The organism is Pseudomonas sp. 37 R 15, assembly GCF_900004865.1.
Lineage (GTDB): Bacteria > Pseudomonadota > Gammaproteobacteria > Pseudomonadales > Pseudomonadaceae > Aquipseudomonas > Aquipseudomonas fluorescens_AM.
In genome coordinates this window covers 97,019-122,989 of the sequence record NZ_CVTV01000010.1, presented here as the reverse complement: position 1 = coordinate 122,989, position 25,971 = coordinate 97,019, and the positions used below count along the sequence as shown (strand labels likewise).

Annotated in this window: 26 protein-coding genes; 12 read left to right on the top strand and 14 right to left on the bottom strand. The window is 60.9% G+C overall.

The annotated features are described in order from the left end of the window. The 7 genes from BFQ04_RS02270 to BFQ04_RS02240 all read right to left on the bottom strand — a co-directional run bounded on the left by BFQ04_RS02270 (position 1) and on the right by BFQ04_RS02240 (position 7,713). The gene (locus tag BFQ04_RS02270) at positions 1 to 846 is read right to left on the bottom strand and encodes a carbohydrate ABC transporter permease (protein WP_065949393.1); all 846 of its coding nucleotides are present in this window, start codon (positions 844 to 846) and stop codon (positions 1 to 3) included. Continuing rightward, a complete protein-coding gene (locus BFQ04_RS02265) occupies positions 839 to 1,747 on the bottom strand; it encodes a carbohydrate ABC transporter permease (RefSeq protein WP_065949392.1) in 909 nt (302 codons plus the stop codon). The genes BFQ04_RS02270 and BFQ04_RS02265 overlap by 8 nt, the downstream gene beginning before the upstream one ends. Before the next feature lie 106 nt (positions 1,748 to 1,853). Then, positions 1,854 to 3,140 carry an ABC transporter substrate-binding protein gene (locus BFQ04_RS02260; protein ID WP_065949391.1) on the bottom strand — a complete coding sequence of 429 codons (1,287 nt, stop codon included), beginning with the start codon at positions 3,138 to 3,140 and terminating at the stop codon, positions 1,854 to 1,856. A 104-nt stretch (positions 3,141 to 3,244) separates the two neighbouring features. After that, positions 3,245 to 4,504, bottom strand: a complete 1,260-nt coding sequence (locus BFQ04_RS02255; RefSeq protein WP_065949390.1) for a D-mannose isomerase — start codon at positions 4,502 to 4,504, stop codon at positions 3,245 to 3,247. 264 nt (positions 4,505 to 4,768) lie between these two features. After that, positions 4,769 to 5,593, bottom strand: coding sequence for an ATPase (locus BFQ04_RS02250; RefSeq protein ID WP_065949389.1), 825 nt, complete (start codon positions 5,591 to 5,593; stop codon positions 4,769 to 4,771). Between the two features lie 127 nt (positions 5,594 to 5,720). Then, the gene (locus BFQ04_RS02245) at positions 5,721 to 6,719 is read right to left on the bottom strand and encodes an NAD-dependent epimerase/dehydratase family protein (protein ID WP_065949388.1); all 999 of its coding nucleotides are present in this window, start codon (positions 6,717 to 6,719) and stop codon (positions 5,721 to 5,723) included. Positions 6,720 to 6,816: 97 nt separating this feature from the next. Next, positions 6,817 to 7,713: a LysR family transcriptional regulator ArgP gene (locus BFQ04_RS02240; protein WP_065949387.1), complete on the bottom strand. Its 897-nt coding sequence runs from the start codon at positions 7,711 to 7,713 to the stop codon at positions 6,817 to 6,819. A gap of 97 nt (positions 7,714 to 7,810) precedes the next feature. On the opposite strand from BFQ04_RS02240, the gene BFQ04_RS02235 reads away from it, so the two are divergent. The 6 genes from BFQ04_RS02235 (at position 7,811) to BFQ04_RS02205 (ending at position 15,368) form a co-directional block, all read left to right on the top strand. Then, positions 7,811 to 8,212: an ACT domain-containing protein gene (locus tag BFQ04_RS02235; protein WP_065949386.1), complete on the top strand. Its 402-nt coding sequence runs from the start codon at positions 7,811 to 7,813 to the stop codon at positions 8,210 to 8,212. A gap of 5 nt (positions 8,213 to 8,217) precedes the next feature. Further along, complete coding sequence (locus BFQ04_RS02230; protein ID WP_065949385.1) at positions 8,218 to 8,820, top strand: LysE/ArgO family amino acid transporter; 603 nt, start codon at positions 8,218 to 8,220, stop codon at positions 8,818 to 8,820. Positions 8,821 to 8,997: 177 nt separating this feature from the next. Beyond that, positions 8,998 to 9,594 (top strand): superoxide dismutase, encoded by a 597-nt coding sequence (locus BFQ04_RS02225; RefSeq protein WP_065949384.1) that lies wholly within the window; start codon positions 8,998 to 9,000, stop codon positions 9,592 to 9,594. 547 nt (positions 9,595 to 10,141) lie between these two features. Next, a complete protein-coding gene (locus BFQ04_RS02215; RefSeq protein WP_065949382.1) occupies positions 10,142 to 12,193 on the top strand; it encodes a putative bifunctional diguanylate cyclase/phosphodiesterase in 2,052 nt (683 codons plus the stop codon). A 127-nt stretch (positions 12,194 to 12,320) separates the two neighbouring features. Beyond that, complete coding sequence (locus BFQ04_RS02210) at positions 12,321 to 13,661, top strand: imelysin family protein (RefSeq protein ID WP_065949381.1); 1,341 nt, start codon at positions 12,321 to 12,323, stop codon at positions 13,659 to 13,661. A 252-nt stretch (positions 13,662 to 13,913) separates the two neighbouring features. Further along, positions 13,914 to 15,368, top strand: coding sequence for a TrkH family potassium uptake protein (locus BFQ04_RS02205; protein WP_065949380.1), 1,455 nt, complete (start codon positions 13,914 to 13,916; stop codon positions 15,366 to 15,368). Here BFQ04_RS02205 and BFQ04_RS02200 read toward each other — a convergent pair. Next, complete coding sequence (locus BFQ04_RS02200) at positions 15,325 to 16,383, bottom strand: AraC family transcriptional regulator (RefSeq protein WP_065949379.1); 1,059 nt, start codon at positions 16,381 to 16,383, stop codon at positions 15,325 to 15,327. The two genes, BFQ04_RS02205 and BFQ04_RS02200, sit on opposite strands and share 44 nt — an antisense overlap. A 160-nt stretch (positions 16,384 to 16,543) precedes the next feature. Here BFQ04_RS02200 and BFQ04_RS02195 point away from each other — a divergent pair, with 160 nt between their 5' ends. From BFQ04_RS02195 to BFQ04_RS02190, 4 genes are all read left to right on the top strand, one after another. Next, entirely contained in the window at positions 16,544 to 16,855 is a 312-nt protein-coding gene (locus BFQ04_RS02195) for a DUF962 domain-containing protein (protein WP_065949378.1), read from the top strand. Positions 16,856 to 16,968: 113 nt separating this feature from the next. Further along, positions 16,969 to 17,097, top strand: a complete 129-nt coding sequence (locus tag BFQ04_RS29880) for a hypothetical protein (RefSeq protein WP_256544551.1) — start codon at positions 16,969 to 16,971, stop codon at positions 17,095 to 17,097. 77 nt (positions 17,098 to 17,174) lie between these two features. Continuing rightward, the gene (locus BFQ04_RS29595) at positions 17,175 to 17,345 is read left to right on the top strand and encodes a hypothetical protein (protein WP_164484665.1); all 171 of its coding nucleotides are present in this window, start codon (positions 17,175 to 17,177) and stop codon (positions 17,343 to 17,345) included. Between the two features lie 105 nt (positions 17,346 to 17,450). After that, on the top strand, positions 17,451 to 18,647 hold the full coding sequence (locus tag BFQ04_RS02190; RefSeq protein ID WP_065949377.1) for an MFS transporter: 1,197 nt from the start codon (positions 17,451 to 17,453) through the stop codon (positions 18,645 to 18,647). Here the strand turns inward: BFQ04_RS02190 and arfB are convergent. Together arfB and BFQ04_RS02180 are read right to left on the bottom strand one after the other, a co-directional pair. Then, complete coding sequence (gene arfB / locus BFQ04_RS02185; protein WP_065949376.1) at positions 18,644 to 19,057, bottom strand: alternative ribosome rescue aminoacyl-tRNA hydrolase ArfB; 414 nt, start codon at positions 19,055 to 19,057, stop codon at positions 18,644 to 18,646. The genes BFQ04_RS02190 and arfB overlap by 4 nt on opposite strands. Before the next feature lie 112 nt (positions 19,058 to 19,169). Beyond that, the gene (locus BFQ04_RS02180) at positions 19,170 to 20,591 is read right to left on the bottom strand and encodes an amino acid permease (RefSeq protein ID WP_065949375.1); all 1,422 of its coding nucleotides are present in this window, start codon (positions 20,589 to 20,591) and stop codon (positions 19,170 to 19,172) included. A gap of 648 nt (positions 20,592 to 21,239) precedes the next feature. On the opposite strand from BFQ04_RS02180, the gene BFQ04_RS29590 reads away from it, so the two are divergent. Together BFQ04_RS29590 and BFQ04_RS02170 are read left to right on the top strand one after the other, a co-directional pair. After that, positions 21,240 to 21,377 carry a hypothetical protein gene (locus BFQ04_RS29590; protein ID WP_003237751.1) on the top strand — a complete coding sequence of 46 codons (138 nt, stop codon included), beginning with the start codon at positions 21,240 to 21,242 and terminating at the stop codon, positions 21,375 to 21,377. Positions 21,378 to 21,450: 73 nt separating this feature from the next. After that, on the top strand, positions 21,451 to 22,410 hold the full coding sequence (locus tag BFQ04_RS02170) for a leucyl aminopeptidase (protein ID WP_065949373.1): 960 nt from the start codon (positions 21,451 to 21,453) through the stop codon (positions 22,408 to 22,410). Between the two features lie 194 nt (positions 22,411 to 22,604). On the opposite strand, the gene rluB is transcribed toward BFQ04_RS02170, so the two are convergent. The 4 genes from rluB to BFQ04_RS02150 all read right to left on the bottom strand — a co-directional run bounded on the left by rluB (position 22,605) and on the right by BFQ04_RS02150 (position 25,905). Next, entirely contained in the window at positions 22,605 to 23,816 is a 1,212-nt protein-coding gene (gene rluB, locus BFQ04_RS02165) for a 23S rRNA pseudouridine(2605) synthase RluB (protein ID WP_065949372.1), read from the bottom strand. Positions 23,817 to 23,960: 144 nt separating this feature from the next. Continuing rightward, positions 23,961 to 24,152, bottom strand: coding sequence for a DUF1289 domain-containing protein (locus BFQ04_RS02160; protein ID WP_065887639.1), 192 nt, complete (start codon positions 24,150 to 24,152; stop codon positions 23,961 to 23,963). A 127-nt stretch (positions 24,153 to 24,279) separates the two neighbouring features. Further along, entirely contained in the window at positions 24,280 to 25,194 is a 915-nt protein-coding gene (scpB, locus tag BFQ04_RS02155) for an SMC-Scp complex subunit ScpB (RefSeq protein WP_065949371.1), read from the bottom strand. Positions 25,195 to 25,206: 12 nt separating this feature from the next. Further along, on the bottom strand, positions 25,207 to 25,905 hold the full coding sequence (locus BFQ04_RS02150; protein ID WP_164365898.1) for a segregation and condensation protein A: 699 nt from the start codon (positions 25,903 to 25,905) through the stop codon (positions 25,207 to 25,209). Positions 25,906 to 25,971 lie beyond the last annotated feature (66 nt).

The following is a 25,971-nucleotide window of genomic DNA, read 5'->3' as shown; positions in this document are numbered from 1 at the left end:
TTACCCCTTGACCGCGCCGGCCGTAAGGCCGCGCACGAAATACTTGCCTGCGATCACATAGACCAGCAGGGTCGGCAGGCCGGCGATCATCGCCGCCGCCATATCCACGTTATATTCCTTGGCCCCGGTGCTGGTGTTGACCAGGTTGTTCAGCGCCACCGTGATGGGCTGGGAGTCGCCGCTGGAGAACACCACACCGAACAGGAAGTCGTTCCAGATCTGGGTGAACTGCCAGATCAGGCAGACCATGATGATCGGCGTCGACATCGGCAGAATGATCTGACGGAAGATGGTGAAGAACCCGGCGCCGTCCAGGCGGGCCGCCTTGATCAGCGCATCCGGAATGCTCACGTAGTAGTTACGGAAGAACAGTGTGGTGAACGCCAGGCCGTAGACCACATGCACAAACACGAGGCCGGTGGTGGTACTGGCCAGGCCCATCTTGCCGAGGGTAAACGAGGCCGGCAGCAGCACCGTCTGGAACGGCAGGAAGCAGCCGAACAGCAACAGGCCGAAGAACAGCTGCGAACCACGGAAGCGCCAGAACGACAGCACGTAGCCGTTCAACGCGCCGATGGCCGTGGAGATCAGCACAGCCGGCACGGTGATCTTGATCGAGTTCCAGAAGTAGCCGTCCACGGTGTCCCAGGCCTTGACCCAGCCGATGCCGCTGACCACGGTCGGCCAGCTCAGCAGGTTGCCGGTGCTGATGTCTTCCGGGGTTTTGAAACTGGTGAGCAGCATCACCACCAGCGGCACCAGGTACAGCAGCACCGCGAGGATCAGCACCGCGTAGATCGCGATACGACTCAGGCTGATGGCAGGTTTAGCGGCGAGACTAGTCATTACGCTTGGTCCTCAGCTCGGAATACAGGTACGGCACAATGATCGCGAGGATCGCACCGAGCATCAGGATTGCACTGGCCGAGCCCATGCCCATCTGGCCGCGGCTGAAGGTGAACGAGTACATGAACATTGCGGGCAGGTCGGACGAATAGCCCGGGCCGCCGGCCGTCATCGCCGCCACCAGGTCGAAGCTCTTGATCGCAATGTGCGCCAGGATCATCACCGCACTGAAGAACACCGGGCGCAGGCTTGGCAGCACCACGCTCCAGTAGATGCGCGGCAGGCTCGCGCCGTCGATCTGTGCGGCGCGGATGATCGACTGATCAACACCGCGCAAGCCGGCGAGGAACATCGCCATGATAAAGCCCGAGGCTTGCCACACAGCGGCGATCACCAGGCAGTACACCACGCGGTCGGGGTCGATCAGCCAGTCGAGACGGAAGCCTTCCCAGCCCCAGTCGCGCAATAATTTGTCCAGGCCCATGCCCGGGTTGAGCAGCCATTTCCACGCGGTACCGGTGACGATCATCGAGAGCGCCATCGGGTACAGGTAGATCGTGCGAATGAAACCTTCGCGGCGGATTTTCTGGTCGAGGAAAATCGCCAGCGTCACGCCGATCACCAAGGTGATACCGATGAACATGCCGCCGAACATTGCCAGGTTCTTGCTCGCCACCCACCAACGGTCGTTGTCGAACAACCGTTCGTATTGAGCCAGGCCCGCCCACTTGTAGCTGGGCAGGAACGTGGAGGTGGTGAACGACAGCACGAACGTCCACAGGATGTAGCCGTAAAAGCCCACCAGCACGATGAACATGCTCGGCGCCAGCACCAGTTTGGGGAGCCAGCGCTGCAGTGCATCGAACGGCGAGGCCTTGCTGAACACAGCAACAGAACTCATGGGAAAATCCAATAAAAGACTGAGGGCAGCTGCAAGCTGCAAGCGTCAAGACAACCGCGCCCGCTTGCAGCTTGTAGCTTGCAGCTTGCAGCTTGCAGCTTGCAGCTTATTTGGCCGATTTGATCGCAGCGCCCAACTTCTTGGCGGTGTCGGCCGGGTCGGCTTTCGGGTCGTTGATGTAGTTGGTCACCACGTCAAAGAACGCACCTTGCACCGCCAGGGTGGTGGCCATGTTGTGCGCCATGCTTGGCTGCAGGCCACCGGTCTTGGCGTCGGCCAGGAAGTCCTTGGCGGCGGTCTGGGCGCAGGAGTCGAAGCCGAGCTTGTCCATTTCATTGAGCATGTCGGTACGAACCGGGATCGAGCCCTTGTTGATGCTGAAGACTTTCTGGAAGTTTTCACCCAGCACGACCTTGGCAATGTCCTGCTGACCGGCAGCGGTGCCTTTGTCTTTCTGCTTGAACACCGCCAGGGAGTCGATGTTGTAGGTGAAGGCCTTGTCGGTGCCCGGGAAGGCTACGCATTCGTAGTCCTTGCCAGCGACTTTCTTGGCGGCGGTCCATTCGGACTTGGCCCAGTCACCCATGATCTGCATGCCGGCCTTGCCGTTGATGACTTTACCGGCCTCCAGGTTCCAGTCCTGACCTTTGCCGTCAACGTCCATATAGGTCGCGACCTTTTTCAGCTCAGTCAGCGACTTGACCATTTCCGGGCCGGTCAGCGCAGCGTTATCCAGGTCGACCAGGGCTTTCTTGTAGCCATCGGCCCCCATCACCGAGAGCACCACCGCTTCGAACACGGTGCTGTCCTGCCAAGGCTGGCCGCCGTGAGCGAGCGCGATGAAACCCGCCGCTTTCAGCTTGTCGCCGGCGGCATAGAATTCTTCGAGGGTGGTCGGGTTCTTGGTGATGCCGGCTTTCTTGAAGACTTCCGGGTTGATCCACAGCCAGTTCACGCGATGGATGTTGACCGGAACGGCCACGTAGTCACCGTCGTACTTCACGGTGTCGGAGACTTTCTTGTCGAGCAGTGAGTCCCATTTTTCTTCTTTGGCGACGTCTTTGAGCACGTCGGTGTCGAGCAGGCCGGTGGACGCCCATTCCTGGATGTCGGGGCCTTTGATCTGGGCAACACCTGGCGGATTGCCGGCAACCGCGCGGCTTTTCAGTACGGTCATGGCAGTGGCGCCACCGCCACCTGCGACCGCACCGTCTTTCCAGGTGAAGCCGTCTTTCTCAACTTGGGCCTTCAGCACATCCACAGCCGCTTTTTCACCGCCCGAGGTCCACCAATGCACCACTTCAACCGTACCTTTGGAGTCGGCGGCAAATGCACTGAGGGGAAACAACGAGGCAATGGAAATAGCAACGGCGAGGCGATTAATCGCGTTCATCTGAGTACCTTTTCTTGTTGTTATGCATGCAAGTCTAGAGCTTGCGCTGCACGGAGTTTAAACAGGGATTTTCCCGACGCAGGTAACAAAGGGACGCACAAATGTCACCAGCTGGTGACATAACGTCCGCTGCCCAATGCGCTGGCCAGGCTGGGTGCCAAGGGTAACGCAGGCAGCAACACGGCTTGCCACGCATGGTACAGGTCCGGCTTGCCACCCCAGATCCTGTTGCTGGGTTGGTTATGCGGGCTGAGTTCGTGGTGCCAACTGCCGTGGCGTCGGTCGATGAAGTGGGTTTCGCAGAACTCCCAGAACCGCCGATACCAGGTTTCGTAATGCAACTGGCCGGTGCGCTTGAGCAGCGCCTGGGCAGCGGCGCTGGCTTCGGCATGGGTCCAGTGCAGGCGTTCGCGAACAACCGGGCGCTGGTTCCAGTCCAGGGTGTAGACAATGCCCGGCGCGCCATCCACGGCCCAGGCATAGTCACAGGCACTGGCAAACAGCCCTTGGGCATCGGTCACCAACCAGTCCGGTGTGACCAACCCGGCCTGCTCGCGCGCCGCTTCCAGGTGCAGTACCAGCCGTGCCCATTCGAAGCCATGGCCGGGGGTGATGCCATAGGGACGGAAACCGTCGGCCGGGTTGTCTTCGTTGTAACCGAGCAACGGATTCCACTGGGCGTCGAAGTGCTCGATCACCATGAAGCGGTTACCCGCGGCGTGGGCATGGATGACACGTTCGACGATACGCAATGCGCGATCCAGCCAGCGTGTGTCGCCCGTGACATCGGCGAGGGCGAGGAACGCTTCGGTGGCGTGCATGTTGCTGTTGGCACCGCGATAGGCTTCGACGCCACTCCAGTCCCGGGCGAAGGATTCGAGCATCGCGCCCTCCTCCTCACTCCAGAAGAACTGGTCGATGATATGCACCGCATCGTTCAACAGGCTTTGCGCGCCGGGTACACCAGCCACCACGGCAGAGCTCGCGGCCAGGGCCACGAAGGCGTGCAGGTAAGCGGCCTTGCCGGTATTGCCATCGAGGGCATCAGGCGCGGCGAACCAGCCACCGTGTTCGCTATCGTGCAACGGGCCGCTCAGGGCCGCCACACCGTGCGCCACCCAATCAGCGTAGCCAGGCAAACCCATGGCGTGGGCCATGGCGAAGCTGTGAGTCATGCGGGCGGTGTTCATGGTTTCGGCGCGCGCGTCGGCCGGCAATTGGCCCTTGTCATCCAGATTGCCGAAGCCGTCCGGCAAGCGCGAAGCCTTGGCAAAGGTCAAAAGGCGCTGGCCTTCGGCCGCGAGCCAGGCGTGATGGGCAGGTGCGTTCAGCCAGCTGCTGGCAGGCAGCGGTTGCGTGGTCATGGGGGGCCCTTGTTGTTTTTTGTGGGGTGACCGGAGTCTAAACAAGGGCGTGGGAGTGGCAAGTAACGAAGGGGACAAGAAATGTCACCGGGCGGTGACAAAGCTGCGAGCAACCGCGATTTCCCTGAGTGATACAGGTTCAAATGTGGGAGGGGGCTTGCCCCCGATTACGGTGTTTCAGTCACCACAATATTGACTGACTTACCGCTTTCGGGGGCAAGCCCCCTCCCACATTTGGATCTCGTTCACAGCCCATAGCTCAGATCATTGACCCAGCGGTGTAGCCGTCGCCGGCGCATTGAGGCGCTGGTTCAGATTCTGCACCTGGCTCTGCAACGTCGTGATATTGCGCGTGGTCTGGATGCGGAATACGTCGAACTCCTTATTGGTCGGCGCATCCGTGGTGGCGGGCTGGTTTTCCTGCGCACTCTTGAGCACCAGCAGGTCCTGCTCGAGTCGGGCGATGGCGGCAGTCGGATTGCCTTGTTTCTTCAAGGCCGCCACATCAGTGGCCAGGTCCTTGATCTCGCCCTGTGCCGCCTTGAGCGTGGCGACGGCATCGGTCAGGGCCTGGACCTGGCCCTGTAAGCTGGCATTCGCATTCGTCAGTTCGGTGGTGCTGGCGCTCATCTGTGCCAGACGCTGGTCCAGCTCGGTGGCCTGGCCGGCTACGCCCACTTGTTGCTTGCCCTGCTCAAGCAACTGGGTTTCCAGCTGCTTGATCTGCACTTTCAGGGCTTCGCTGCCGTTGTTCACATTGGCCTCGCTGGCCACGACCTTGCCGGAAATATCCTGCAGGCGCCCCGCCGCTTCTTCGCTGATACGCGCAAAGCTTTCCTGGGTGGCGACCAATTGCTGGCCCATCAGGGAAATCTGCTGGAAGCTCCACCAGGCAAGGCCGGCAAAGGCGATCAGCAACGCGCCGACCATCGCCCACAACGGGCCGGTACTGGCCCTTTTAACCTGGACCACGGGCGTGGTGCGCGAGCGCACCGAAGTGGAGGCAGTCGGCACGAAATCATCATCGTCCCCCGGGTCTGCCCGCAGGCTGGGAACGTTGTCGAAATCGTCTTTAGCATCGTTACGCATGAATCTACCCTGAATCAATAAGATGGCTAGCTGGGAAGCCGAGCGGCGGGAGTATAAACCGTGCTCCCGGCGCATGGGTCGACATGAGGTCCGCCCTTCGGTTCCCGATGTGTTGCGGGTTGTGAGCTTATGGGTGGCCCGGCGCCTGGGCCTTCCACCACAGGCAGAACTCGTCGAGGGCGCTCCACAGGCTGACCTTGGGCTCGTAATCGAGATAATGCCGCGCCCGGCTGATGTCGAGGGTGAAATCCTTGTTCATCACCTGCATGCCCAGGCGCGTCAACGACGGCTCGGGCCGCCCCGGCCAGAGCGCACAGAACGCTTCGTTCAAGGCCGCCGCACTGTAGGACAAGCCATAGGATCGGTAGCGAGTCACCTGCGGCAGGTCCATTTGTCGCATCACATAGTTGACCACGTCCCACACCGGCACTGGCGTGCCGTTGCTGATGTTGTAGGCCCTGCCCAGTGCAGAACCGGGAGCCAGCAAGCTGCTGAGCAACGCCTCGTTGAGGTTGTGCACGCTGGTGAAGTCGACCTTGTTAAGGCCGTCACCCACGATGGCCAGGCGGTTCTTGCGCTGCATCTTCAACAGACGCGGGAAGATGCTCATGTCACCGGCGCCGGTGACGAAACGCGGGCGCAGGGCCAGTACTTGCAGACCGAATTCCTGGGCGCCGAACACCTTCTGCTCCGCCAGGTATTTGGTCGCGGCATAGGGATGCTTGAAGCGCTTGGGCACCTGCTCTTCGGTCAGCCCCAGGTGGTCGCGCCCATCGAAATAGATGGAAGGCGACGACAGATGCACCAACCGCCCGACCCGCTGCTTGAGGCACGCTTCGACGACGTTCTCGGTGACCAGCACATTGCCTTGATGGAAATCCTGATACTTGCCCCACAGCCCGACCGCACCGGCACAGTGCACCACGGCCTCGACGTCACGGCACAGGTTGCGCACCAGGTCGGCATCGTTCAGATCACCCTGGATAAACTCGGCACCACGTCGTACCAGATGTTCGACACCCTCGGCCCGTCGTCCGTTGACCCGCACGTCCAGGCCCTGCTCCAGGGCGAAACGCGCAAAGCGCCCGCCGATGAAGCCGCTTGCGCCGGTGACCAGAATTTTCATGGTGTCTCCTACAGATACAGCTGCAAGCCTCAAGCTATAAGCTGCAAGTTAAATACGGGCGCAAGCTGTTCTCTTGCCGCTTGCAGCTTGACGCTTGTCACTGCTGACAGGGCACCAACCATTGCCCACAGACCCGGGCCAGATGCTCGGTCAACAGGCCCAACAGGCGCCCGCCACTGCGCCAATGATGCCAGTACAGCGGCACATCGATGGGCTTATCTGGCAGTAATTCGACCAGCAGGCCTTTTTCCAGCGGGTCGCGCACCTGCAATTCAGGCACCAGGCCCCAGCCGAGGCCGGCTTCCATCAGGCGGATGAAGCCTTCGGATGACGGGCATAAATGATGCTCGAAACCGCCGGTTACCCCGAGAGAAGCCAGGTAACGGTGTTGCAGGAAATCATCCGGCCCGAACACCAGCGCCGGCGTACCGGCCAATTGGTCGGCCTGTACCCCGGCCGGGAAGTGCCGCGCGATAAACGCGGGGCTGGCGAATGCGCGGTAACGCATGGCGCCAAGTGCCAGGCTGCGGGCGCCGGCAACCGGACGCTCGCTGGCGCAGATACAGGCTGCCACTTCACCGGCACGCATGCGTTTGAGGCCCACGGTCTGGTCTTCCACCACCAGGTCCAGCAGCAGGTGCTGTTCGCCGCAGAAATCGCTGACCGCCAACGCCCACCAGGTGGCGAGGCTGTCGGCATTCAGCGCAATGCGCAAGCGCTCGGGCATGCCCTCTTCGTCCAACGCCGGCACCTGGCTTTGCAGGTCGCGCTCCAGCAGACGCACCTGTTGCACATGGTTGAGCAAGCGTCGGCCAATATCGGTGGGGGTCGGCGGCGTCGCCCGTACCAATACCGGCTGGCCGACGCGTGCCTCCAGCAACTTGATGCGCTGGGACACAGCCGACTGCGACAGCCCGAGCACCTGTGCGCCACGCTCGAAGCCGGCCTGTTCCACCACGGCGGCCAAAGCGGAAAGCAATTTATAGTCGAACATCAGTTTTCCTAATGAGCGATCAGCAATATTGGTTTTTCTTATACAGCCTGCACCCTGAGAATAGCCAGCATCGCAACTCTTTATAAAGGAACCTCCCATGGCTGGCGAAACCGCCCTGGCAACCCTGCTGCGCAGCATGAGCCCCCACCTCAATGAGGGTGACTACGTATTCTGCACCCTGCCCGATCATCGTATCCCTGCCGGTTGCGAAGTGATCGCCAGCGTGCGCGAGCAGGAAGGCCTGACCCTGATACTCGAACGCCAGCAGGCGCAACAGGCCGGGCTGGCCTTTGACTACGTCGCCGCGTGGATCACCTTGAATGTGCACTCGGCGCTCGAAGCCGTGGGCCTGACCGCCGCCTTCGCCAGTGCGCTGGGCCAGGCCGGTATCAGTTGCAACGTGATTGCCGGCTATTACCACGATCACCTGTTCGTCGGCCGTGCCGATGCCCAGCGCGCCATGCAGGTGTTGCAACAACTGGCAGCGAACGCGGAGTAACCCCTATGTGGCAGAGTTATGTGAACGGGCTGTTGGTAGCCCTCGGCCTGATCATGGCCATCGGTAGCCAGAATGCCTTTGTCCTGGCACAAAGCCTGCGCCGTGAACACCATCTGCCCGTGGCGGCGCTGTGTGTCGTGTGCGATGCCCTGCTGGTGGCTGCCGGGGTGTTCGGCCTGGCGACGGTGCTGGCGCAAAGCCCGGTGCTGCTGGCGGTTGCACGCTGGGGTGGAGCGGCTTTCCTGATCTGGTACGGGGCGTGCGCGCTGCGCCGGGCCTGTTCGACACAGAGCCTGGACCAGGCAGACAACCTCAAGGTGCGCTCACTGCGCGCGGTGCTGCTGAGTGCCTTGGCCGTCACACTGCTCAACCCTCACGTGTACCTGGACACTGTGTTGCTGATTGGCTCACTCGGTGCCCAGCAAACCGAGCCAGGTGCCTATGTGGCCGGTGCCGCCAGCGCATCGCTGCTGTGGTTCGCCACCCTGGCGCTCGGCGCGGCGTGGCTGGCACCCTGGCTGGCGCGCCCGGCCACCTGGCGTCTGCTGGACCTGTTGGTGGCCGTGATGATGTTCAGCGTGGCCTACCAATTGATCAGCGCGCCATGAACTTATTCCAAAAGGCTCTGGAACCTCTATCCCACACAGTTGTTGCGTGGTTTTGCCGCACCCCCGGTGCTATGATCCCGAACTTGCGCCGCAAAGAGTACAGACTCGCCGGCGCTTGTTTGGCCGCCCGTGATCGGCCTTGCGCTCACCGCAACTGACCTGATTAGGAGAATCATCATGGCTTTCGAATTGCCGCCGCTGCCCTACGCACACGATGCCCTGCAGCCGCACATCTCCAAGGAAACCCTGGAGTATCACCACGACAAGCACCACAACACCTATGTCGTGAACCTGAACAACCTGGTGCCAGGCACCGAGTTCGAAGGCAAGACCCTGGAAGAAATCGTCAAGTCTTCGTCGGGTGGCATCTTCAACAACGCCGCTCAGGTCTGGAACCACACCTTCTACTGGAACTGCCTGGCGCCAAACGCCGGCGGCCAACCCACCGGTGCATTGGCTGAAGCCATCAACGCTGCATTCGGTTCGTTCGACAAGTTCAAGGAAGAATTCAGCAAGACGTCCATCGGCACCTTCGGTTCCGGTTGGGGCTGGCTGGTGAAGAAGGCTGACGGTTCCCTGGCCCTGGCCAGTACCATCGGCGCCGGCAACCCGCTGACCAACGGCGACACCCCGCTGCTGACCTGCGATGTCTGGGAACACGCCTACTACATCGACTACCGCAACGTGCGCCCCAAGTATGTGGAAGCGTTCTGGAACCTGGTCAACTGGAAGTTCGTGGCTGAGCAGTTCGAAGGTAAAACCTTCACTGCCTAAGCAATGCTTGCAGTAGAAAAAGCCCGGCGATTGCCGGGCTTTTTCATGGGCGCTCACAAGCAGCACGCTAGCTGGAACCGTGGAACTCGCAGAAAGGAATGTGCCACGCAGTGAGTGAGAGGAATAACCCTTTCGCGCTCTTCTGGAGAAAAAAGATGGAAGCAATCGGACAAGCAGGTGGGCAGATGGCGATGCAACTCATCAGCGGCCTTATGAAAGGTCTCGCCGGTGGTGGGGGTGGCGGCGGTGGCGATGAGGGGGGCGCCGCAAGTGCGCCAAGCCGCCCCGGTGAGGACAACATGCCGCCACCGCCGCCAAAGGTTGATTTTTCAGTCAGCTGACCAATGCACTGATGCCAGACAACCGTTGGCATTCAGCACAATAATCGAACAGCCAGACGGCGGAGCGCATCCGCCGTCTTTATGTTTTTTGCTTCTGGCCAGGCTTGAAGACGCCCGCCGCTCCAATGTTCCTTTGACTGCCCTCCCCAGATTGCCAATACTCATGGCATATTGAAGGCCACCCGCATGAGACAAGGAATGCCCCTTTGAAGCTGGAACTCAAAAACAGCTTGTCGGTGAAGTTGCTACGGGTTGCCTTGCTCTCGGCATTGATCGTGGGCGTGGCACTGAGCGTGGCGCAGATCGTTTTCGATGCCTACAAGACGCGCCAGGCCGTAGCCGGTGACGCCCAACGTATCCTCGACATGTTTCGCGACCCTTCGACCCAGGCTGTCTACAGCCTGGACCGCGAAATGGGCATGCAGGTGATCGAAGGCCTGTTTCAGGATGACGCCGTACGCGTCGCCTCCATCGGTCACCCCAACGAAACCATGCTCGCGGAAAAAAGCCGCGCCTTGCAGCCGTCCGCCAGCCGCTGGTTGACCGACCTGATTCTTGGGCAGGAACGCACCTTTACCACCGCACTGGTGGGCAAGGGCCCCTACAGCGAGTATTACGGCGACCTGAGTATTACCCTCGACACCGCCACCTACGGCGAAGGCTTTCTGGTCAGTTCAGTGATCATCTTTATTTCCGGGGTGCTGCGCGCCCTGGCCATGGGGCTGGTGCTGTACCTGGTGTATCACTGGCTGCTGACCAAACCGCTGTCGCGCATTATCGAGCACCTGACCTCGATCAACCCGGACCGGCCCAGCGAGCACAAGATCCCGCAGCTCAAGGGTCATGAGCGCAACGAGTTGGGGCTGTGGATAAATACCGCCAACCAGTTGCTCGAATCCATCGAACGCAACACCCACCTGCGCCACGAGGCCGAGTCCAGCCTGTTGCGCATGGCCCAGTACGATTTTCTTACCGGCCTGCCGAACCGCCAGAAGTTGCAGGAGCAATTGGACAGGATCCTGACCGATGCCGGCCGGCGCCAGCGTCGCGTAGCGGTGTTGTGCGTGGGGCTGGATGACTTCAAGAGCGTCAACGAGCAGTTCACCTATCAGAATGGCGACAAACTGCTGCTGGCCCTGGCCGATCGTTTGCGCGCCCACAGCGGTCGCCTGGGCGCGCTCGCCCGCCTGGGTGGCGACCAGTTCGCCCTGGTGCAAGCCGATATCGAACAGCCCTACGAAGCCGCCGAGTTGGCGCAAAGTATCCTGGATGACCTGGAAGCGGAGTTTGCCCTCGATCAGGACCAGATTCGCCTGCGCGCCACCATCGGCATCACCCTGTTCCCGGAAGACGGCGACAGCACGGAGAAACTGCTGCAAAAAGCCGAACAGACCATGACCCTGGCCAAAAGCCGCTCGCGCAATCGCTATCAGTTCTACATCGCCAGCGTCGACAGCGAAATGCGTCGGCGCCGCGAGCTGGAGAAAGACCTGCGCGAGGCCTTGAGCCGCGACCAGTTTCACCTGGTGTATCAACCGCAGATCAGTTATCGCGACCACCGCGTGGTCGGTGTAGAAGCATTGATTCGCTGGCAGCACCCGGAACACGGCCTGGTGCCACCGGACCTGTTCATCCCGTTGGCGGAACAGAACGGCACCATCATTCCCATCGGCGAATGGGTACTGGATCAGGCGTGCCGCCAATTGCGCGAATGGCATGACCTGGGCTTCACCGAATTGCGCATGGCGGTCAACCTGTCCACGGTGCAACTGCACCACACCGAGTTGCCGCGGGTGGTCAACAACCTGATGCAGATCTACCGCCTGCCGCCGCGCAGCCTGGAACTGGAAGTCACTGAAACGGGCCTGATGGAAGACATCAGCACCGCCGCCCAGCACCTGTTGAGCCTGCGCCGCTCGGGCGCGTTGATCGCCATCGATGACTTCGGCACCGGTTACTCATCCCTCAGCTACCTTAAAAGCCTGCCGCTGGACAAGATCAAGATCGACAAGAGCTTCGTCCAGGATCTGCTGGACGACGACGACGATGCGACCATCGTCCGCGCGATTATCCAACTGGGCAAAAGCCTGGGCATGCAGGTGATTGCCGAGGGCGTGGAGACCGCCGAGCAAGAGGCCTACATCATCTCCGAGGGTTGCCATGAAGGCCAGGGTTACCACTACAGCAAACCGCTGCAGGCCCGGGAGTTGGCGGCTTACTTGAAGCAATCGGAACGCGATAACGCGGCGATTCTTTGAGCGGGCAGAACGATACCAAATATTTCCCGCGTATAAGCCTTTACACAAAATGCAAATCTTTCGCATTATGTCGCAGCTTTTGCGCCCCCGCGCGCGCCCTATCAACAACCGAAGCAGGATGTTCGCCATGATTCGTATGCCCCTGGCCACCGCCAGTCTGCTGGCCATTGCTATTTCTCTCGCCGGTTGCGGCGAAGGTAAAGACAAGGCCGCCGCGCCTCAGGCGCCTGCCGCTGCCAGCACTACCGCTCCAGCGGCTGCCACGCCTGCAGGCCAGGTCGACGAGGCGGCCGCCAAGGCCGTGGTCGCGCATTACGCCGACATGGTGTTTGCGGTGTACAGCGACGCCGAGTCCACCGCGAAAACCCTGCAGACCGCTATCGACACCTTTTTGGCCAACCCGAACGACGACACGCTCAAGGCCGCCCGTACCGCCTGGATCGCCGCACGCGTACCTTACCTGCAGAGTGAAGTGTTCCGCTTCGGCAACACCATCATCGACGACTGGGAAGGTCAGGTGAACGCCTGGCCCCTGGACGAGGGGCTGATCGACTACGTCGACAAATCCTATGAACACGCACTGGGCAACCCGGGCGCCAACGCCAATATCATCGCCAACAACGAAATCCAGGTCGGCGAAGACAAGGTCGACGTCAAGGAGATCACCCCGGAAAAACTCGCCAGCCTCAATGAGCTGGGCGGCTCCGAAGCGAACGTCGCCACCGGCTATCACGCCATCGAATTCCTGCTCTGGGGCCAGGACCTCAACGGCACCGGCCCAGGCGCGGGCAACCGTCCGGCCTCGGACTACATGACCGGTGACGGTGCAACCGGCGGCCATAACGAGCGTCGTCGTACCTACCTGCGCGCCGTGACCCAACTGCTGGTCAGCGACCTGCAGGAAATGGTCGGCAACTGGAAGCCCAACGTCGAAGACAACTACCGCGCCACCCTGGAGTCGGAGCCGGCTACCGACGGCCTGCGCAAGATGCTGTTCGGCATGGGCAGCCTGTCGCTTGGCGAGCTGGCCGGCGAACGCATGAAGGTGTCCCTGGAAGCCAACTCGCCGGAAGACGAGCAGGACTGCTTCAGCGACAACACCCACTACTCGCATTTCTATGACGCCAAAGGCATCCGCAACGTCTACCTGGGCGAGTACACCCGCGTCGACGGCAACAAGCTGACCGGCCCGAGCCTCTCGTCCCTGGTCGCCAAAGCCGACCCGGCAGCCGATGCAGCCCTCAAGGCTGACCTGGCGGCGACCGAAGCGAAGATCCAGGTGATGGTCGACCACGCCAATAAGGGCGAGCACTATGACCAGTTGATCGCAGCCGGTAACGATGCGGGTAACCAGATCGTACGTGACGCCATCGCTGCGCTGGTCAAGCAGACCGGTTCGATCGAAGCCGCCGCGGGCAAACTGGGCATCAGCGACCTGAACCCGGACAGCGCCGATCACGAGTTCTGATCCGTACTGTGCTGAAAAAGGCGACCTTCGGGTCGCCTTTTTCATACCTGCTTCAAGCACCGCAGACCCCCTGTGGGAGGGGGCTTGCCCCCGATAGCGGTGTATCAGATACGAATTGACCGACTGACACTCTGCTATCGGGGGTTCAAGCGCCCTCCCACAGTTGATCGGCATCGTCTGGAGCTGCCAGGTTTACATGCCCTGCACCCCAGGTAGAATGGCGCCTCTGCCCAAACCACCCGAGCGAACTTCATGGCGTTGCCGACCCTACGCATCATCGGTTTCATCATCGGCATCTTCCTGATCACGCTTGCGATCGCCATGGTCGTGCCCATGGCTACCCTGGTGATCTTCGAACGCACCAGCGACCTGCCCTCCTTCCTGTGGGCCAGCATGATCACCTTTATCGCCGGCCTGGCCCTGGTCATTCCCGGGCGCCCGGAACACGTGCACCTGCGCCCCCGGGATATGTACCTGTTGACCGTCACCAGCTGGGTGGTGGTGTGCGTCTTCGCGGCGCTGCCGTTCTTGCTGACTCAGCACATCAGCTACACCGACTCGTTTTTTGAAAGCATGTCCGGCATCACGGCCACCGGGTCCACGGTGTTGAGTGGGCTGGACAGCATGTCGCCAGGCATCCTGATGTGGCGCTCGCTGTTGCACTGGCTCGGCGGTATCGGTTTTATCGGCATGGCGGTGGCGATCCTGCCGCTGCTGCGCATCGGTGGCATGCGCCTGTTCCAGACCGAGTCGTCGGACCGTTCGGAAAAAGTCATGCCGCGCTCCCATATGGTCGCGCGGCTGATCGTGGCGGCGTATGTGGGCATTACCATCCTCGGCAGCCTGGCATTCTGGTGGGCCGGGATGGGGCTGTTCGACGCGATCAACCACGCCATGTCGGCGATTTCCACCGGCGGGTTTTCCACCTCCGATGAATCCCTGGCGCACTGGAAGCAACCGGCGGTGCATTGGGTGGCGGTGGTGGTGATGATCCTGGGCAGCCTGCCGTTTACCCTGTACGTGGCGACCTTGCGCGGCAACCGCCGCGCGCTGATCAAGGACCAGCAGGTGCAGGGTTTGCTCGGCCTGCTGGTGGTGACCTGGCTGGTGCTCGGCACCTGGTATTGGTGGACCACCAACCTGCACTGGCTGGACGCCCTGCGCCACGTGGCGCTTAACGTCACGTCGGTGGTGACCACCACCGGTTTTGCGCTGGGCGACTACAGCCTCTGGGGCAACTTCTCACTGATGCTGTTCTTCTACCTGGGCTTCATCGGCGGCTGTTCGGGCTCTACCGCCGGCGGGATCAAGATCTTCCGCTTCCAGGTCGCCTATATCCTGCTCAAGGCCAACCTGAACCAGTTGATTCACCCGCGCGCGGTGATCAAACAGAAATACAACGGTCATCGTCTCGACGAGGAAATCGTGCGCTCGATCCTGACCTTTTCGTTTTTCTTCGCCATCACCATTTGCGCCATCGCGCTGGCCCTGTCACTGCTGGGCCTGGACTGGATGACCGCATTGACCGGCGCGGCCAGCACCGTATCCGGCGTCGGCCCGGGCCTGGGTGAAACCATTGGCCCGGCCGGCAACTTCGCCAGCCTGCCGGATGCGGCCAAGTGGATTCTGTCGCTGGGCATGCTGTTGGGGCGGCTGGAAATTATTACGGTGTTTGTGCTCTGTATTCCGGCATTCTGGCGTCACTGACGGTCGACGTCTGCTGCAATCGCGCCCGGTATGCGCCGGGCGTGGCGTCGAACCAGCGGCGAAACGCGCGAAAGAAGTTGCTGGGGTCAGCGAACCCCAACAGGTAGGCGATTTCCAGCAAGGTCATGCTCGGCTGCGCCAGGTATTGCTCGGCCAGCTCACGGCGGGTGTCGTCGAGCAGGGTCTGGAAGCTGGTGCCTTCCTCCTGCAAACGCCGCTGCAAGGTACGCTGGGACAGATGCAACGTCTGCGCCACCACTTCGCGCTTGGGTTCGCCCTGGGGCAGCAGGCGGCACAGCACCTGCCGTGCCTTGTGGGTCACACGGCTTTCGGAAAAACGCGCCAGGTACTCACCGGCAAAACGATCGTGCAACTGCGCCATGGCCTCGTTGGCCGTGGGCAATGGCGCCTCCATGTCGGCCTGCTCGAAAATCAGCGCGTCATACGGCGCATTGAATTCCAGCGGCGCATGGAACACTTCGTTGTAGGGCGCCAGATCGGCCGGTTGATCGCCCTGCAGCAACACCTTATGCGGTTGCAGGGTACGCCCTGTGAGCCAGCCGCACAGCGCCAACGCGCTGGCCAACGAGGCCTCGGCGCTTTGCCGGGTGGGCGGCAGATGATCGCCGTGCACGGTCAGGATCAACGCGTAGCCTTCGGGTAACAGGCGGAAACTCAAGTCGGCACTTTCGGCGATGATGCGCTGGTAACGCACCAGGCGCCTGAAACCTTCGGCCAGGGTGTTGCTGGACATCAAGGCATAACCGGCGACATGAAACGATGCGGGACGCACCACTTTGCCCATGTTCAGGCCAATGGCCGGGTTGCCCGATAACTCCACTGCGCGCTGCCATAAACGGGTCATGGCATCCTGCGCAAAACGCGCGTCGGGGTCACTGAGATCGGCATAGTCCAACCCCAGTTGTTTGAACAGGGCCCGGCAATCCAGGCCGTCCATTTCCAGGGCCTTGACTATCCCCATCGCCCAGCTTGCAGACGTTGTTCGTTCGCTCATGGCATCTTCTTGATAATGCAGGCTTGAACGGCAGCCAGGAGGCCAAGGATACTAAAGTGGCATCTATTGTCACTGGCTGTTACCACTGATCACTCTAGACTCAAATAAGCTCCCCGCCGAACACCTGTTGGGCGGCACTACAATCAGAGGGCTTCCCACCGTGGAAAACGTCAAGCGATTCAACAGCTTCGCCGAGTTTTACCCGTATTACCTGGCGGAGCACGGCAACAGCACCTGCCGGCGCCTGCATTTTATCGGCACCACGCTGGTGATCGGCATTCTGGCCTACGCCATCGGCCGAGGCTCGCTGGGCCTGTTGCTGGCCGTGCCGATCGCCGGCTACAGCTTTGCCTGGATCGGTCATTTCTTCTTCGAGAAGAACCGCCCGGCCACCTTTGAGCACCCGTTTTACAGCCTGCTCGGTGATTTTGTGATGTACCGCGACATGATTCTGGGCAAGGTGCCGTTCTAGTCACGATCGATATAAAAGTCTATTTGTCATTTACAGTGCTGTATCCTGCCAAGGCTTTTTGAGAGCGCGCAATCACCTGCGATTGAAAACAGACCTTGCGAGGAGCGACGACGATGCACGAGATACCTAATCTCCCCTTCCCAAGCCTGCACCCTACAGAGCAGCCAGCACCGCAGCAGGCCAGCGACACGCGGCCCGAAGCCAAAGACGCACAACCAGTCGACAGCGAAAGCCAGGACTGACGCCGTACCAGACCGTGTGGAAAGCGCAGCTTTGAGCGCTTTCCACACTGCCTGAATCATCCGAGACCCCTGCAAAAATGACCGATACCCCTGATACCGCCGTACTCGACGCCGCCCTGCAGATGGTCGAGGTCTGGAACCGCCTCAGCGCGGACAAACAAGCCGTGTTGCTCAAGCGCTTCGGCACCCAGGAAAACGCCCTGGCCGCCCTGGTCACCACCCAATTGCTGGCCCCCGCGCAAGCCTGAAGTGTTCCTGAGCTGAGGTTTTTGCGCTTTAACGCCCTGCACGAACCAAACCACCGGTATCATTAGCAGCCTATCTTTACCTGCTGCGACAGTGGACCTCTCCCCATGCCAGATACCCAGCGCCCCATGGCGGTCACGCTGCAAGTTGTTTCCATCGTGCTGTTCACCTTTATCGGCTACCTGAATATCGGCATCCCCCTGGCCGTATTGCCAGGCTATGTCCACAGCGAACTGGGCTATGGCGCGGTGGTTGCCGGTCTGGTGATCAGCGTGCAGTACCTGGCCACCCTGCTGAGTCGCCCATACGCGGGCAAAGTCATCGATAACCTGGGCAGCAAGCGTGCGGTGCTGATCGGCTTGGCGGGGTGTGGCTTGAGCGGTGTGTTCATGCTGCTGGCGGCGTGGTTTTCAAGCCTGCCGGCCGTGAGCCTGGGCAGCCTGCTGATCGGTCGCCTGGTATTGGGCAGCGCTGAAAGCCTGGTGGGCTCGGGCGCCATTGGTTGGGGCATTGGCCGGGTCGGTGCGGCGAATACCGCCAAGGTCATCTCCTGGAATGGCATCGCCAGCTATGGCGCCCTGGCGATCGGTGCGCCGCTGGGCGTAGTACTGGTCAGACATTTCGGACTGTGGAGCATGGGGGTCAGCATTGTTCTGCTGGCGGCAGTCGGCCTGTTGCTGGCCTGGAACAAGGTCGCCGCGCCAATCGTCAGCGGCGTGCGCCTGCCGTTCATGAATGTGCTGGGCCGGGTATTGCCCCATGGCTGCGCGCTGGCGTTGGGTTCCATCGGCTTTGGCACCATCGCGACCTTTATCACGCTGTATTACACCACCCAGCACTGGGACAACGCGGTGTGGGCCTTGAGCTTGTTTGGTGCCAGCTTTATCGGTGCGCGCCTGCTGTTCGGCAACCTGATCAACCGTATCGGCGGGTTTCGCGTGGCGATTGCCTGCCTGTCGGTGGAGATCCTCGGGCTGCTGTTGCTGTGGCTTGCGCCGGACGCCAACCTGGCCCTGGCGGGCGCGGCGTTGAGCGGGTTTGGCTTTTCCCTGGTATTTCCGGCGCTGGGGGTGGAAGCGGTCAACCTGGTGCCTGCCTCCAGCCGCGGTGCGGCGGTGGGGGCCTATTCGCTGTTTATCGATTTATCCCTGGGTATCACCGGACCATTGGCCGGGGCCGTGGCGGCAGGCTTCGGCTTTGGTTCGATCTTCCTGTTCGCCGCCCTCGCCGCCCTGGGTGGTTTGCTGCTCAGTGTGTACCTGTATCGCCAGGCGCCCAAGGCCCGCGAAGCACGCCAGGACTAAAAGTCGACCTTGCCGCGCCCGGCCTTGATGCTGCCACGCTTGGTCTTGGATTCGAGACGACGCTTTTTCGAGCCCAGGGTCGGCTTGGTCGGCCGGCGCTTCTTCTCCACCTTGGTGGCGCTGAGGATCAACTCCACCAGGCGCTCGAGCGCATCGGCGCGATTCTGTTCCTGGGTGCGATATTGCTGGGCCTTGAGCACCAGTACGCCATCACTGGTGATACGGCTGTCGCGTAATGCCAACAGCCGCTCCTTGTAGAATGGCGGCAATGACGACGCCGGAATATCAAATCGCAGGTGCACCGCACTCGATACCTTGTTGACGTTCTGCCCACCGGCGCCCTGGGCGCGAATGGCGGTCAGCTCGACTTCAGCATCGGGCAAGTGGACGTTGTTGGAAATCACCAGCATGGAGAACGGGGGCCTTGGCAGAGTGGGCGTTCAAGGATACGCGCCTTTAAGTCGAACGCGTTCCAATTGTGGGAGTAAGCCTGCTCCCACAACTTGGCACTGGATGCGGCTTTTACTTTGCCGTTAAGGCCGCCGTCGTCAAGCAATGCTGCGCCTTGCGCTTGTTCTTGATCCAGTAGCACACCGCCATGAACGCCACCCACACCGGAATCGCATACACCGACAGCTGAATTCCCGGAATCATCAGCATGATCACCAGGATAAACACCACGAACGCCAGGCAGATGCAGTTCCCATAGGGGTACCACAACGCCTTGAACAGCGGCACCTGGCCGGTACGGTTCATGTGCTGGCGGAACTTGAAGTGGGAGAAGCTGATCATCGCCCAGTTGATCACCAGCGTGGCCACCACCAGCGACATCAGCAATTGCAGCGCATGCTGCGGGATGAAGTAGTTCATCAACACCGCTACCAGCGTGACCACCGCCGACGCCAGGATCGCACGCACCGGTACACCGCGCTTGTCGATGCTGGCCAGCGCCTTCGGTGCATCGCCCTGTTCGGCCATGCCCAACAGCATGCGGCTGTTGCAGTAGGTGCCGCTGTTGTACACCGACAGCGCCGCCGTCAACACCACGAAATTGAGGATATGCGCGGCGGTGTTGCTGCCCAGCATCGAGAACACCTGCACGAACGGGCTGCCGCTGTAGGCATCGCCGGAGGCGTTCAGGGTGGCCAGCAAGCTGTCCCACGGCGTCAACGACAACAGCACCACCAACGCGCCGATGTAGAAAATCAGGATGCGGTAGATCACCTGATTGATCGCCTTGGGGATCACGGTGCGGGGCTGATCGGCTTCGGCAGCGGTAAATCCGAGCATTTCCAGGCCGCCGAAGGAGAACATGATGATCGCCATGGCCATCACCAACCCACCCACGCCATGGGGGAAGAAGCCGCCGTGCTCCCACAGGTTGCTCACCGAAGCCTGCGGCCCGCCGCTGCCGCTGACCAGCAGATAGCTGCCCAGGGCGATCATGCCGACGATTGCCACCACCTTGATGATTGCGAACCAGAACTCGGCTTCACCAAAGACTTTGACGTTGGCCAGGTTGATCAGGTTGATCAGCACGAAGAACGCCGCCGCCGAGACCCAGGTCGGAATCTCCGGCCACCAGTAATGCACGTATTTACCAACGGCCGTCAGCTCCGACATGCCCACCAGGATGTACAGAATCCAGCAGTTCCAGCCCGACAGGAAACCGGCGAAACCGCCCCAGTACTTGTGGGCAAAATGGCTGAAGGAGCCGGCAACCGGTTCTTCGACGATCATTTCGCCGAGCTGGCGCATGATCATGAAGGCGATAAAGCCGCAGATGGCATAGCCCAGGATCATCGACGGGCCGGCGGATTTGAGTACCCCGGCCGAACCGAGGAACAGACCGGTGCCGATGGCGCCACCCAGGGCGATCAACTGGATATGCCGATTTTTCAGGCCGCGTTTCAGCTCGCCTGAAGAGCAATGGGGTTCACTCATGAAAAGGGTCTCACGCAAGGTTTGAAGAGGTTGAATGCAGGTTGCTGCCTTGAATTACCGACTCAAGCAGCGCCGCTCAAACCCCAGCGCAGGCACCAGGAGTACAGCGTCTTTCTAGCGGTCATGCGTCACCTGTTTGTTTTTATCTGTGACGAAATCGAACCCGTCCGGCTCGTGACCGGGCGGAGTGATCAGGGCGATTGAACCCCTGAGGTCTTGGCCTTTGCGTGGATACGCAAGGGGGTCACAGTAAAACGCGGCGCATTGTACACCGCTCGACGGGTTCGGCACGCCCCACGAGCGCGCACTCGACAATCTGTCAGGTATTCCTTACAGCGATTTTCCGCCCAGGCTTACCCGGTCAACTGCGTAAACCTAGCGTTACACGCCGGAAAACTGGCTTTACGGTCAGGCTAAAATGAGGGTCTACGTAAAATTGTCAGTCAGACCTGACCGAACAATCGGTTCAGCCAATCAACTGTTTTCTCTCAATAAAAAATAACCTCGAAAAAACCGAAGAAAAAATCCAAATGAAACCGTGTCAATAAATATTTTGCATTTTGAAACACTCTCTCCTAGGTTCTCTGCACTTGCCTGCGAAGCCCGTTGGCAAGCCGTTCTCAAACAACGTCCTCTAGGAGATACACCATGCAAGCACTGGAAAAAGACCTGGAAACCGAACTGCAACTCGACGATTGGTTTGAAGCGCCGACCCATGAGGCCGCCGTTGAAATGATGCAAGCCGATGCCGTTGTGCCATTTGGCACCGCGATGTGGCCGTTCTAACACCCGGCAGGCATCCGGCAGGTGCCGTGCACGGCACCTGCCCCCTTACCCAAGGCATCGAAGGACACCCGTCATGGACAAGGCCCGCGCCGTTGAACACTTTCTCTATTACCTTGCTCACCACCCGGCCCTCCAGGGTCTGAGCCGCCCTACCGTGCTGCTGGGCCATACCGAGCGCTACGACGCCATCGCCCAGGCAATTACCCAAGGCAGCGCCGCCCGTTTCAATTTCCAGGTGCAGCGCCTGGACCTGAGCGCCAGCCAATCCCTGGCCCAGGCCATCGAAGCCTGCGACCTGTACCTGTTTCTCTACGACTCCTCGACCCTGCCTAACCCACGTGCCGAAGGCCCGGATTTTATCCGCGCGCTGCAAGGCGTGATGGCCGAACATTGGAAGAAGTCGCTGTTGTTCAAGGATTATGGCGACTACTTCTACGACACTTTCAGCGTCGAACCGCAGCGCATCGCCGACCTCAACGCCACCTTGATCCGGCGCATGACCGAGGCCACCGTGCTGAGCTTCACCGACAAGCACGGCTCGCGCCTCGAAGCTCCGATGAGCAGCATCAAGAAGTGGACCAATATCAACGGCGTCGGCAACCACGACCTGGCGCCTGGCGAGATCGCCACCCACAGCGAAGCCATCAACGGGCAAGTCAGGTTTGTCGGCACCTTCCTCAGCACCATCCCCTTTGCGCGTAAATACGGCGTGCTGGAGTCCCCCCTGGAACTGTGGATAGAGAACTCCACCATTTGCAGCGTGGCCAGCGACGTACCGGGGCTGGTGGATGACTTCAACAAGTACCTGAATGCCAACCCGTCGAACCGCCGCGTGGAAGAGCTGGGGATTGGCACCAATGAAGGGGTGAAGGATTTGTATGCGCGCAATGCGGGCTTTGAAGAGCGCCATTGCGGGTTGCATCTGGGCTTGGGTGGCGGGCAGAAAGGCAGTCATCACCTGGACCTGATCTTTGCCAGCGGGGTGTTGGCGCTGGATGACAAGCCGGTGTTTGATGGGACGTTTGCGTTCTGAGCGAAGGACTCGAAAACACTGGAGATCCAACTGTGGGAGGGGGCTTGCCCCCGATAGCGGTGAATCAGTGACAGATACTGAGGCTGACACACTGCAATCGGGGGCAAGCCCCCTCCCACAGTTGATTGCATTTCAAATTCAGAGAAAAAAAAAGCCAACCCTGGGGTTGGCTTTTTTATGCAGCGGCTACGGCATCACTGCGGCTTCTTGCGACCAAAACCCGGACGCTGACCGGAGCCGGCAGGGGCGCCACGGCGCTTGCCCGACGGCTCGTCAGCTACCAGTTTCGGGCCAGGGCGCTTGTTCGCCGAAGGCTTGGCCGGACGCTTGGTGCTGGCGTTGTCGGCCGGACGGTCGGCTTCACCACGGTTGCTGCGACCACCCGACGGGGCCGGACGCGGTGCGCGTGGAGCACGCTCGCCTTCCTGGCGCGATGGCGAGGTGGGACGGCGCTCACCTTCGATCTGCGGCTCACGGGAGATACGGCCGCCGGTGGCCGGTGCATTCAACGCCGGGCGCAGGGTGCGGGCAACGCGCTCGGTACGCGGCACGGGACGCGACGATTTACGCTGCATACGCTCAAGCTTGTCTTTGCTCTTGGCGTTCATCTGCGGCATCGCGACCGGCGTCAGGCCGACTTCGGCGCTGAGGATGTCGACTTCGTACTGGCTCATTTCGCGCCAGCGACCCATCGGCAAGTCGGAGTTGAGGAACACCGGGCCGAAACGCACACGCTTCAGGCGGCTGACCACCAGGCCCTGGGACTCCCACAGGCGACGGACTTCACGGTTACGGCCTTCCATCACCACGCAGTGGTACCAGTGGTTGAAGCCTTCACCACCCGGCGCCTGCTTGATGTCGGTGAACTTGGCCGGGCCGTCTTCAAGGACCACACCGGCTTTCAAGCGCTCGATCATCTCGTCATCGACTTCGCCACGCACACGCACGGCGTATTCGCGGTCCATCTCGTAGGAGGGGTGCATCAGGCGGTTGGCCAGCTCACCGTCGGTGGTGAACATCAGCAAGCCGGTGGTATTGATGTCCAGACGACCGATGTTGATCCAGCGGCCTTCTTTCGGCTTGGGCATCTTGTCGAACACGGTCGGACGGCCTTCCGGGTCGTCACGGGTGCAGATCTCGCCGTCGGGCTTGTTGTACATGATCACGCGGCGGACCGATTCAGCGGCCTCTTCGCGCTTGATGACCTTGCCATCGATGGTGATTGCATCGTGCAGGTCGACGCGCTGGCCGAGGGTGGCCTCGACGCCGTTGACCTTGATGCGCTTCTGGGTGATCCAGGCTTCGACGTCGCGGCGCGAACCCACGCCGATACGCGCCAGCACCTTTTGCAGTTTTTCGCCTGCTGGGCCGATTTCCTGGCTGTCGTTCTGGTCTTTGTCGTTCATCTTAAGCACCTCCCGGTGGGTCGATTCAGGCGTGGCCTGAAGAGTGTTGAAAGCGGGGCTTTGGCCGAATAGGTCGGCAAAGGGTCGCGAATCATACGCGCATGGCGCGTGTTGCGCATCAGAGAGTAGTCGATAACACCCAAGTCATTTGCTTTTCCGCCGACCGGTGGCGCCGAGGGCCAGCAAGCGCAGTTCGGCTTCGGCCAGCACCGTGCGCTTATCGACTTTGTCGAGCTTCTTCCAGGCGCGGATTTCACGCTTGCTGCGCCCGCAGCCGACACAGATGTCGTCGCTGAACTTGCAGATGCTGATGCAGGGGTCTTTGGTCGAAGTCATATTTGCTCTCGGACAACGGCGATCAAAATGTGCGAGGGGGCTTGCCCCCGATTACGGTGTACCAGTGATGGTTGTGCTGACTGACACACTGCTATCGGGGGCAAGCCCCCTCCCACATTGGACCGTGTCAGTCTTCGAGTTGGCGGCGTTCGTTTTCGATCGCCTCGGCCAACGCCCGGGCTTCATCTTCTTCATCGCTCAGCGGTGGCTGTTCGAGGGCGGCGACGGCGGCCAGCAGTTTTTCGCGGGCATCGGCCACGCCCAGCACGTCTTCTTCGACGTCGGGCTCGGGCTCAACGTTCACCTGGGTTTGCGGCTGCGACACGCCATCACGCAGCAAATCATCAAAGTCGGTCTTGATCCCCTGCTCCATGTCATCCAGTTCCAGCAACAAGGTATGGAAACTGGTTTCGTCCTTGGGTTCCTCCGGCTCGGCACTGGCATCGGCCAGTTCCTGCAGGCTCTGCGGCACCGGCGCATCGTCGAAATCCAGCACCGGCTCGGCTTCCATCTCGCGCAGCTCGGCCAACGGCGGCAGGTCGTCGAGGTTTTTCAGGTTGAAGTGGTCGAGGAACACTTTGGTGGTGGCGAACATCGCCGGTTTGCCGGGCACGTCACGGTAGCCGACGATGCGGATCCACTCGCGTTCCAGCAGCGTCTTGACGATATGACTGTTGACCGCCACACCACGCACATCTTCGATCTCGCCCCGGGTGATCGGCTGGCGATAGGCGATCAACGCCATGGTCTCCAGCATCGCCCGCGAATAACGCTGCGGGCGTTCCTCCCACAAGCGTCCCACCCACGGGGAAAATTTCTCGCGGATCTGCAGGCGATAACCCGACGCCACTTCACGCAACTCAAAGGCGCGACCGTCGCAGGACTTGCGCAGGATCTCCAGCGCCTTCTTGAACACAGGCGGTTCGGGGCGTTCGGCCTCTTCAAAGAGTTCGAACAGGCGCTCCAGGGATTGCGGCTTGCCCGAGGCCAGAAGGAAAGCTTCCAGCAAGGGCGCCAGTTCGCGGGGTTCAGTCAGATTCATCGATTCAGCTCGTTATTCGGCTCGCGCCCGCACATGGATAGCCGCAAACGGCTCATTCTGGACCAGTTCGACCAAGGACTCCTTGACCAGCTCCAGGATCGCCATGAAGGTCACCACCACACCCAGGCGCCCTTCTTCTGCGGTGAACAGCTCGACAAACGGCACAAACCCGCCGCCCTTGAGGCGCTCCAGCACATCGCTCATACGCTCGCGGGTGGACAGGGCTTCGCGACTGACCTGGTGGCTTTCGAACATGTCGCCACGGCGCAGCACCTCGGCCATGGACATCAGCAGCTCCTCCAGGCTGACGTCAGGCAGCAGCTTGCGCGCGCGCGCTTCGGGCGCGTCCAGCTTGGGCACCACCACATCGCGGCCGACGCGACTCAAACCGTCGATACCTTCGGCAGCTGCCTTGAAGCGTTCGTATTCCTGCAAGCGGCGGATCAGTTCGGCGCGCGGGTCATCTTCTTCAGCCTCGACCGTCTCCGAGCGCGGCAGCAACATGCGCGACTTGATCTCGGCGAGCATCGCGGCCATCACCAGGTACTCGGCGGCCAGTTCCAGGCGCACCGACTGCATCAGTTCGACATAGCCCATGTACTGCCGGGTGATTTCCGCTACGGGAATATCGAGGATGTTGATGTTCTGTTTGCGAATCAGGTACAGCAGCAAGTCCAGCGGGCCTTCGAAGGCCTCAAGGAAGACTTCCAGGGCGTCGGGCGGGATGTACAGGTCCAGCGGCATTTCCATGACCGCCTGGCCATACACCATGGCAAA